Annotated in this window: 6 protein-coding genes and 1 pseudogene; 2 read left to right on the top strand and 5 right to left on the bottom strand. The window is 39.3% G+C overall.

Annotation, left to right across the window (positions count from 1 at the left end; genetic code table 11):
* The coding region (locus VB797_RS16460; protein ID WP_323238790.1) for a helix-turn-helix domain-containing protein at window positions 1-492 on the bottom strand (492 nt) is incomplete at its 3' end.
* Window positions 493-554: 62 nt separating this feature from the next.
* Between VB797_RS16460 and VB797_RS16455 the strand changes: the two genes are divergently transcribed.
* Window positions 555-1,352: a choice-of-anchor U domain-containing protein gene (locus VB797_RS16455; RefSeq protein ID WP_323238784.1), complete on the top strand. Its 798-nt coding sequence runs from the start codon at window positions 555-557 to the stop codon at window positions 1,350-1,352.
* Between the two features lie 97 nt (window positions 1,353-1,449).
* On the opposite strand, the gene VB797_RS16450 is transcribed toward VB797_RS16455, so the two are convergent.
* Complete coding sequence (locus VB797_RS16450; protein WP_323238789.1) at window positions 1,450-1,797, bottom strand: hypothetical protein; 348 nt, start codon at window positions 1,795-1,797, stop codon at window positions 1,450-1,452.
* Between the two features lie 375 nt (window positions 1,798-2,172).
* Here VB797_RS16450 and VB797_RS16445 point away from each other — a divergent pair.
* Window positions 2,173-2,502, top strand: a pseudogene (locus VB797_RS16445) (plasmid pRiA4b ORF-3 family protein).
* Here the strand turns inward: VB797_RS16445 and VB797_RS16440 are convergent.
* The 3 genes from VB797_RS16440 to VB797_RS16430 form a co-directional block, all read right to left on the bottom strand.
* Window positions 2,412-2,996, bottom strand: coding sequence for a TniQ family protein (locus tag VB797_RS16440; RefSeq protein ID WP_323238783.1), 585 nt, complete (start codon window positions 2,994-2,996; stop codon window positions 2,412-2,414). The pseudogene VB797_RS16445 and the gene VB797_RS16440 sit on opposite strands and share 91 nt — an antisense overlap.
* Window positions 2,997-3,433: 437 nt before the next feature.
* Window positions 3,434-3,961 (bottom strand): hypothetical protein, encoded by a 528-nt coding sequence (locus VB797_RS16435; protein ID WP_323238782.1) that lies wholly within the window; start codon window positions 3,959-3,961, stop codon window positions 3,434-3,436.
* A gap of 136 nt (window positions 3,962-4,097) precedes the next feature.
* Entirely contained in the window at window positions 4,098-10,349 is a 6,252-nt protein-coding gene (locus VB797_RS16430) for an aminotransferase class III-fold pyridoxal phosphate-dependent enzyme (RefSeq protein ID WP_323238781.1), read from the bottom strand.
* Between the last annotated feature and the right edge of the window lie 24 nt (window positions 10,350-10,373).

Genomic DNA, 10,373 nt, shown 5'->3' with positions numbered 1-10,373 from the left:
TTGTTCAATTATTTTTTCTTTTTCTATTGACTTTCCCGGCACATATCCTACTTTTAAACAACGAAGACCTATTCTTTTCATAAACTCTCTCACCTGTGTTGGACTACGTTTAATACCAGTTAATTTTTCAATTACATCACTCGCTTCATTGACACTTGAAGGCGGGTGTTTTTCAAAATGTTCTTTGAAAATATCACTATAGCGATTTAGCTCACTTTGCTGTCCTTTATATTCTATTTTTTTCAGTTCTTCTACTCCTCCTAATTGATATTGCTTAATATATTTTGTTAAGGTTGTTTTAGAGATTTGACATAAACTACAAATATCTTTATGTTTTATCTCTTGGCTTTTAAGATAGAGAACTTCCATCTTTTTCTGTACTAAAGGGTGAGGATGATGATATCTTTCATAATGCAGCTTTTCAATATCTTCTGTTGTAAAATTTATTCTAAGCACTACTACTTTAACCCTGATTATGACCCTACTTGTAATACTTGATATTGGCGTAACACAAAAGTCTATATCCTAACCGTTTTTAGTATAACTCACAAATTTTGACTGAAAGTTTTACAGTTACTATCCAAAATGATGACAGTTTGATCCAAGACACTGACAATGACGGTACACCTGACGAACAGGAAAACCTTGCACCTAACAATGGTGATGGGAATAGGGATGGTAAATTAGACTTTCAACAAGCTAACGTCTCTTCCTTGCTCAAACTTAGTGGAACTACCTCCGATGATATTATCACAATCGTCTCCGCCCCCAATAGTATTCTTCGTAATGTCAAAATCACTACAGAGAACGCAGTCAGCGAACCAGAGGAAAAAGATATTACTCTTCCCGTCGGTGTGCTTGATTTCAAATTAGAAGGTTTAACCCCCGGTTCAGCTACCACCGTCAACTTATTACTTCCCCAAGACCAAAATTACAACACCTTCTGGAAATACGGTAAAACCCCAGAAAGCAACCAAGACGGTTGGTATGAATTCCTCTACGACGGTGAAACTGGCGCTCAATTCTTTGATACCAACGATGATGGAAAAGCTGACCAAATAACACTGCACTTTGTGGACGGGAAACGAGGTGATGCAGACTTAACAGCCAACGGCGTTATAGTTGACCCAGGCGCTCCGGGAGTAACTAATACTTCCTTGAACTTGAGTAAATCTACTAACCAAGACGTTTGGAATATAGAAGGTGATGCAGGTGTCTCTGTTGCAAAATTCTCCCTGGTTGGTAAAAATAGCGCTCAAGTCAACGAAGTTGGAGTATTTAAAGTTAATGCAGATAACAAAGTTAACTCCTGTTTTCGGATGAATAAATATTTGGAATTGCGGTTCACTTAAAACTTCTGCCATAGATATCACTGAAATAATTTTTGACAACAAAAAGGGGAATAAAATCTTCTTTATTCCCACTTTTATATTGTTTGAAATGCCAGGATTAATTCTCAGCTTCTACTTGAGGACTAACGCTCGCATTTACACGTTCTGCATATTCTCTTCTGCGCTGCCAGGATAATTGATTTAGCACTACTAAATCTTCCAAGGTTTTACTAAATTTACGATTAGCAAATTCAAGCAATTGCTCTAGGGAGTAACGCTGTTCTTCAGCTTTTCCGAAATCACTTGCAAAGCGTTCTTTAAATGCATCCCAATTAAAATCTTGGAAACTACGTTTTGCGAGAAGTCCACATAAAGAACGAATGGAATAGTAAACTTTTGAGTATAAGCGTTCAGATATTTTACAGACTTCACTTCTTAATCGGCGTGAGCCGTAAAACGAAAACACAGTAAGCACGAGATACCAGCAATTGTAAAATTTTATTAGTTATCAGATATTTAGGAACCTTACATTACCGAACGGAAAAAATTTCCTATTATTGTTTTTAATGATTGCGGAAGCGCGAGAGTTATTATTAATTGGGGACGATGTAGAGAAGGGGCGAATATATCGAGAATATTATAGTGTTGAACGAGAGCGATTTTTTTCGGGGGAGATAGGGGATATGTAATGCTGTAAGATGATTCAATGTCAAATCCCGAACAACCTGTTATCTACCAACTAAAAATTTTTATATTGAATATCAGCCCGATGATTTGGCGGCGCATCAAAGTTCGCAGCGACAGCTGAGGGGCCGACTTACATTATATTATCCAGATAGCGATGGGCTGGACTGATACTCACTTACATCGCTTCATAATTCATGGCAAGCAGTTCGGTATTCCTAAAATTGGAGGAATGTACTTTTCTGATAATCCAGAAGAAGTCAGATTATCGGATTAGGAAAGGCGAATCCGCGAGCGTTTTTTATACGAGTATGATTTTGGTGATAGTTGGGAGCATCAAATTCGACTGGAAAAAATTCTAACTCCGAAATTAAACTGCTTTTATCCAGTTTGTATTCATGGTAAACGTGCCTGTCCTCCAGAAGACTGCGGAGGTCCTTGGGGATTTATGGCACAAAGACAGGAATACTGGATATGTTTGATATAGCTCATAGATTCATGTATTCGTTTTTTAGGAATCTGAGAATTTGATAATTCTAAGCCTTCTAATTCTTTAAGTTGGAAATAAGTAATAATTTGTCTGTAAAATCTTTTATTTTCATCCTCATATACTTTACTGTTAAAAGTAATTAGTGAACCAAGAATCTTGATTAGCTCTGATTGTAATTTAATTTCTGAGTGGTATGAAGTATGTGATTTGACTTGATATTTATCTACATCTCCTAACCATTCTCCACAATAATTGCAATATCCGATTCGTGAATTAGGAGCTATTATAGATAATTTATGATTACATTGAGGGCATTGTGTAATCAAAGGATAATGATGTTGAGAACATACAGAAACTGGTTTAAAAGACCAAATCAATGGTTCGTATATAGGCAGTTTCTTTTGATGCCAATAGCTATAACATAATGGACACCAAGCTTTAGAGTCACGAAGTAAATAAACGTAAGTTATCAACTCATGCCAATACATCATAGTTAGACAAGTTAAATCACTACGTTTTGTAAGATTTTCCGTCTTATTCAATTAATTTAGATGTATACCAACCACTAAAATGTAGTGACTTAATATGAGAACGATTTGTAAAAGTTCTACCAATAATCCCTTTATACTTCGTCGATAAATCTTCTTGTCCCCAGAAAAGTGGATAGATTTTATGCTTGATTAATTTATCCGGAGTAACGCAATGAACCTCAGCCAAACGGATAAGATAACTGATTAAACTTTCACATTCAATATTTCCAACATTGATTTGCCTTTATATCTATAACCAACGGAGGTGTGCCGCTTCGCGCCACACCTCTGTTTGATAAATATGTATTTGTACTTGCTTTTATGTATTATTTGATGAATAGCTACTGTTTTTTTTGTTAGCGTTCGGCGCAGCCGTGCGGCTGATCGCGGTATTTGGATTAAATTTCACAAAATCGCGTTGCTCCCATGCCAACTTTATGTTCAACAACAAGCATGAATCCACTAATTTTTCCATGTGGTGCTTTAAATTGCTGCAAAGTTCTAATTCGTTCATTTTCACTAATAAAATTAATAGTTTCTGTTGCTAATGGAGAGCCTGTTTCTTTATCGAATACGCTAATAATGATTAAATTATCTCCATGTTCTTCAACAAGCATCAGGAAGTTACAATAAGGATAATCGGGACTTTCAAAAATTACCTTACCTTCCTCCACTGCTTTACCAAAAAAGTTGATATTAATAACTTGACCATTCGGATATTTATGCTGATTAGTTTGTACCCATTGATTGTTAACAATTTTTTGGTTCAAAGTTGATGTAAATCTTTCAATCTCATTACCATTTTGGTCTAAGCGAATCCACTTACCTTCCCATATACCAGCAAATTTTGGTAAAACTTTAAAGTTCTTGAGTTGGATTTGATTATTTATTTCAAAATTAAGCAAATTCGTCGTTGATTTATTCATAGATACTTGTACATAAATACTTATTTCTTTTTCATGCTTAGTTGTGAGATATAAAAACTACCGATAAATGTGCCAAGTGTCTTGCGAAAAAAATAGTGTCATTGGAGCAATAATAAAAAAATTATTCTTAATACCTTTATGATTCTATTACTTTACGCTTAAAGTTCTTTAGCTTTCGGATGCTAACCGCTTCTAAATTTTGTTCTTCTGCTATCTGTTTTTGTCTATCGGATTTAGTAAGTCTTTCTACAATCCCATCTATCCAGATATCAGGTTCTTTAATGGCAGTGTGTAAAATTGTTTCAAATTGCTCCATCCAATGCCGAATTCTAGAAGCGTTATAAATATCTGAATTATAATTACACTTAAATGACAGTTGACCATCTATTTCAACTATATTCCAAGTAAGTTCCCGCCGAGCAATACCAGTATAATTTGTAAATCCCTCAACTTCAAGTCCAAAAAGCTTTAGATCCCCACCAAATTTATCCATACCAATTAGTGTTGTAACTAAAGGTGGACGACTCGGATCGCGTTTAATATTCAATTGCTTTAGTAAGTCACTAAGAGGATAATTTTGATGATCGTAACCATTCAAAAACACTTTTCTTATAGCAGTAAGATAGTTGCTAAAACTTTGGTTTTTAGCTGAAAACCGCAATGGCAATACATTGGCATAATAACCCACTAGGTCTTTACCTCCTACATGAGATTGTCCAGCAGTCGGAACACCAATTACTATATCTTCTTGACCCGACAAATGATATAGTAGTAGATTAAGCACGGCTATTAAAGTCATGAACAATGTACATCCGTGGTGAGTGCTGAAACTTTTTAGATCGCGCAAACACCCAGCATCTATAATCGTTGTTTGTTCAACCCCGGCGTAAGTTTGTACAATAGGACGAGGATAATCTGTAGGTAACTCTAAGATGGGGATAGAATCAGCAAACTGTGCTAACCAGTAAGCTTTATCTTCTGCCATTTTCTCCGTGTGACTTTGCTGTTCTTGCCATTTTATATATTCGCTCAGTTGCATCGGTTCTTCAAGTTGGTAAGAAATTCCTTGAGATTCTGCGGAATATATTTTGCCTAAGTCATTAAAAATGACATCAATAGACCAGCCATCAATAATGATGTGATGAGCAGTTAACACTAACTGATACAGTTGTGACTCTAACTTAATAATGTGGACTCGCAACAAAAGTCCAACGCTTAGGTTGAAAGGTTTGCGTGCTTCTTTTTGTAACCACTCATCAACTTTAACTTCCCATTCACTACTATCCAAGTTAGAAAAGTCAATTATTGGAATATCTATTTTCACATCAGGCAATATCTGCTGAAAATCTCCTTGAGTACTGATAATAGTTCTTAATGCCTCATGCCGATTTATGACTTTTTGCATTGCTTGTTGTATCGCTTTTAAGTTAAGCGAACCCTTTAGTCGCAGACTCACAGATTCATTATAGGCAATTGAACCTTCTTCACTCATCTGCGCCAGAACCCAAAGTTGTTTTTGAGCCTCAGTCAGGGGAATCTTATGTGCTGCTTCCTCTAAAATTACGGACTGTTGGGGTAGAACTGCTTTAATTAATCCTTGTTGATAAGCTTCTAAGTTTTGCCGGGAAATTAATTGATTGTATTCGGGGTTGAGGCGATCGCTAATTTCAAATGGGGTTAATAAATTAATTGCTGCTTTTTTTTCTGCCGATATTCTTGTACTTTTTTGTACTGGGGTATAAGACTTGGCTGATGTTGAATTTAAAACTTTATCGTTCTTTAATTGCTGATCCGTTGGTTTTAGCCAAAATCCTCCCTTCCGCAGTTCTTCTACACTATTCTTGACTGCCCCAATCAAATAGTCAACATCTTCATCTGTATGTACCGTAGACAAAAAACAGTTACGCCCTTCCCAAATGTAAATACCTTTTTCTAATAAATGATAGAAAAGTAAATCTATATTTTCTGCGGAGGAGAACCGAAATAGGGAGCTAAAATGCACTAACTCTATGGGTATATTCCCCTCTTTAAAATAAGCATTCAACGTTGCTGCTAACTGAGAAGTCCGCTGGTTCAACTGCTGCTGAAGCCTCACACCTTCTTTCTTGATATATTGCAACACAGCCCTGGCGGCAGCCATCGCCATATGATTTTTGTTAAAGGTTCCAGCAAAAAAGGTCTTTGACCCTTGAGGATAGGAGGCATCTCCATAGTTCCAGACTCCGCCGTCGATGCCATTCATGTAAGTTGCCTTGCCAGCGATAACTCCTATCGGTTGCCCGCCGCCAATAATCTTACCATAAATGACCATATCCGCCTCGATTCCGGAATAGGCCTGAAAACCACCTGGATGAATTCGGAAACCTGTAATTACTTCATCAAAAATCAAGGCGATTCCACAAGTTTGTGTCAATCGCCTCAACTGCTGTAAAAATTGCTGAGGTTGTAAATTAGGATGACGACTTTGCACTGGTTCAACTAATACAGCAGCCAATTCGTCGGCATGAGTTTGCAAAATCTCCAAAGATTGAGGATTTCCATAATCCAGCACCAGCACGGAAGCTATAGCATCGGGCGATACACCTATAGTCATTGGTACAGCAGTGGTTTCATCATTGACTGACCGAGCTAAAACTCCATCGAAATGGCCGTGATAAGAACCAGTAAATAAAGCAATTTTATTTCGACCTGTGGCAGTGCGTGCTAACCGTAGCGCTGTCATTACGGCTTCTGTACCTGAATTACAGAAAGTGACGCGCTCCATATTAGTTAGTTCGCAGATTAACTCAGCTACTTCTATTGCCAGATTTGATTGAGGACCAAGTTGTATTCCTTGATGAAGCTGTTTTTCTAAGGCTTTAGTAATAAATGGTGGGTTATGACCAAACAGCAGCACCCCAAACCCCATGGTGATATCAATATATTCGTTACCGTCAATATCCCAAAATTTAGAGCCTTTTGCTCGTTCTCCAATAATGGGATAAACTAATTCCTTAATGGAAGGGCGGAATCCTGCCACAGATCTGCTGTCAGCAAGAATGGAACGGCTAGCTGCTGCTATGCGTTTAGATTTTTGCGTCCGTTTGTTATATCGGGCGATTAGTGCTTCTAGGTGGCGCTGTTGCTGCGGGTTATTGTGTTGAAGTTGTATTTGTGCAAGGGGTTTTTGATTCTGTTTGCCGTTTACAGAAGAAATTTTTGGCTCTGTGGATGTAGAAATTCCGTTGGGCAATGATGCTTGTATGCTATTTTTCCCTTTGCTCTGTAGAATTTCTAGCTGCTGAGACATTACCTGCAGTTGCTGTGACATGATTCGCTCTAATACTGTCTCAGGCAATGTGTCAGAGTAAGTCGAAATTTCTGTATTATCAATACTTGGTACGGGAATCTCAGAAATTGCTTGCTTTGACTGTGCTGCTGAGGCCCCTAATTGTAGCAATTGTGGGGGCATATTCTGTGCAATGTAAGTTGCTAGAGCTTCAATTGTTCTACACTCATCAAATAACTGGCTAATAGCAATCTTGATAGCATAAGTGTTTTCAATTTTTGCCACAGCATCCAGGAGGATGAGCGAATCAGCCCCCATCTCCAGAAAAGGTGTATAAATATCTATTTGTTCGGGGACTACTTGTAATAGATTCCCTACTAGAGAACCCAATGTTGACAAAATCTGCCGCTTTGTGTGGTCACTACTATCTTTTTGTAACTGAGATACTTTTGCACCTAATTTCTGTTCATCCATGACTTGAGAGGTATCTTTAATCCAGTAACGTTGACGTTGGAAGGGATAGGTAGGAAGTGATAACCTCGATCGTGAGTAGTCTTGCTCAAATCCGATCCAGTTGACATCCACTCCCTGCACGTACAAAGCTCCGAAGCTCAAAAGTAATACTTGCCAATCTTCTTGTCCTGGGACTAGAGAAGAGAGCCAAGTTGCAGGACTTTGCTGACATTTTTGACCCATTCTTGAGAGGATAGGCTTGGAACCGATTTCTAAAAATAAGTTATAGCCTCGCTCAAATAAAGTATTTATCCCCGCCATGAAATTCACTGGCTTCCTGGTATGCTGCCGCCAATAATTTACATCAGGGATATATTCAGAGGGCAGGATTTCGCCCGTCAAATTAGAAATCAGGGGTAAGTTTGGAGGTTGAAACTGCACAAAACTTGCCGCAGTTTCAAAGGAATCAAGTATCGGTTCGATGAGTGGGGAGTGAAAGGCGTGAGAAACTCGTAATTGTTGAGTTTTAATTCCTTGTGCTTCTAAGCTAATTACTACTTGCCGAACTTTTCCTCGCTCTCCGGAAATGACAATATTTTCAGGACTGTTAATTGTAGCGATGGAAATTTCTTGTGAGTATGGTTGAATAGCTGCTTCCACTTGATTAAGCTCGGCAAATACAGCAACCATCTCACCTGTTTGGGGCAAAGCCTGCATTAAACTAGCTCTTTGAGCAACTAGCTTCAGACCTTCCTCAAGGCTAAATACCCCCGCAACACAAGCAGCGACATACTCACCCAAACTATGACCTATTACCACATCAGGTGTTATACCCCAAGATTGCCATAATTCTGCAAGGGCATATTCTAAAGCAAATAAAGCGGGTTGAGTGTAGGCGGTTTCGTGTATAAGAGAACTTTCACCCCCATCTGGATATAAAATGGATAGCAAGGGCTTTTCTAAATAAGGACGCAGAATTTGATCGCAGCGTTCTAGAGTTTTTCGGAAGCTGGGTTGGGTTTCGTAAAGTTGACGACCCATGTCTACGTACTGGGAACCCTGACCCGTAAATAAAAATGCTATTTTTAGGGGCTGACGACTAATAACCTTACCGCTCGATAATCCAAATGCTTTCTTACCTTCAGTGAAATTACTGAGGCAATGGACAAACTCTTGATGAGACCCAGCTGTAATTGCCAGCCGATGAGAAAAATGCGATCGCCCCGTATTCGCAGTAAAGCAAACATCTGCTAAAGATAGCTCGGGATGAGACATTAAGAAATCTGCATAACCTTGCGCCAGTTCTTTTAAAGCCGTCTCGTTCTTAGCCGATAATGTAAGAATGTGGTGGGAATTTTCTCGTTCAATTACTCGCCGACTCTGTTCCGGTGCTACTTCTAAAATCACATGACAATTAGTGCCACCGAAGCTAAAACCACTCACCCCTGCTAAACGACTATCGCCAATTTTAGCCCACGGTTGACATTCTCTCGGAATAAAAAACGGCGTTCCCTCTAAACCCAGATGGGGATTTAACTGCTGCAAATGTAGGTGGGGGGGAATTTCCCCATGTTGTAGCGATAACACCACCTTAATCAAACCCGCTATTCCTGCTGCTGGTTCTAAATGACCGATATTTGTCTTCACCGACCCAATTCCACAGAGCTGCTGCGGGGAACGTTCCTGCATTAATACTGCCTTTAGCGCTCTAATTTCAATTGGATCTCCCAAAGCAGTTCCAGTTCCGTGGGCTTCAATATAACTAATTTCTGCTGGTGCAACACCGGCGTTTTTCAAAGCTTGGCGAATAACTGCTTGTTGAGCCAAGCCATTAGGTGCAGTAATACCGTTACTAAGTCCATCATGATTAACTGCCGAGCCCTTAATAACTGCCAGGATACGGTCTTTATCCAAAATGGCATCGCTCAGACGCTTGAGAATCACAATCCCACAACCCTCTCCCCTGACATAACCATCAGCACTAGCGTCAAATGTTTTACACCGACCATCAGGTGCCATCATCCGGGTTTGGGAGAAGGTAATTGTCATATCTGGCGATAGCATCAGGCTCACTCCCCCAGTAATGACCAAGTTGGACTCGCCACTCCGCAAACTTTGACAAGCAGAGTGAACGGCTACTAAGGATGAGGAGCAGGCTGTTTCTATAGCCATACTCGGTCCGTGCAGATCCAGCAAATAAGATAAGCGATTGGCAGCAAGGCTCAATGTCAAACCGGGGGCATTATGACTATTAATGTTGGATAAATCCCTACATAGAAATCTACCATAGTCGTAGTTACCAATTCCAATAAAAACCCCAGTTTGGCTACCCGCTAGACGTTGTGGTGCGATTGCTGCATTTTCTAAAGCTTCCCATGCTATTTCCAAAACTAATCTTTGCTGGGGGTCCATGCGTTCGGCTTCCCGGGGAGAAATCCCGAAAAAGCCCGGATCGAATTGATCGACACAATCCAAAAAACCACCCCAACGGGTGTTCATTTTGCCCTTTGTATTTGGATCGGGGTCATAATAAGCATCTACATCCCATCGGTATGAAGGGACTTGGGCGATAGCATCGATACCATTACGCAAAAGTTTCCAGAATGATTCAGGATTGTTAGCATTGGGAAAACGGCAACCGATGCCGATAATCGCTATAGGTTCCACTTTTTACCTCTGGGTTCGGTATAT

Origin of the sequence: Rivularia sp. UHCC 0363, from assembly GCF_034931125.1 — a bacterium.
In the GTDB taxonomy this organism is placed as follows: domain Bacteria; phylum Cyanobacteriota; class Cyanobacteriia; order Cyanobacteriales; family Nostocaceae; genus Rivularia.
This window is presented reverse-complemented; position numbering and strand designations above follow the sequence as displayed.

Bases quoted from the DNA above. Each gene is read 5' to 3' on its own strand.
- VB797_RS16440 (WP_323238783.1), bottom strand. From the start codon at position 2,996: ATGATGTATTGGCATGAGTTGATAACTTACGTTTATTTACTTCGTGAC.
- VB797_RS16435 (WP_323238782.1), bottom strand. From the start codon at position 3,961: ATGAATAAATCAACGACGAATTTGCTTAATTTTGAAATAAATAATCAA.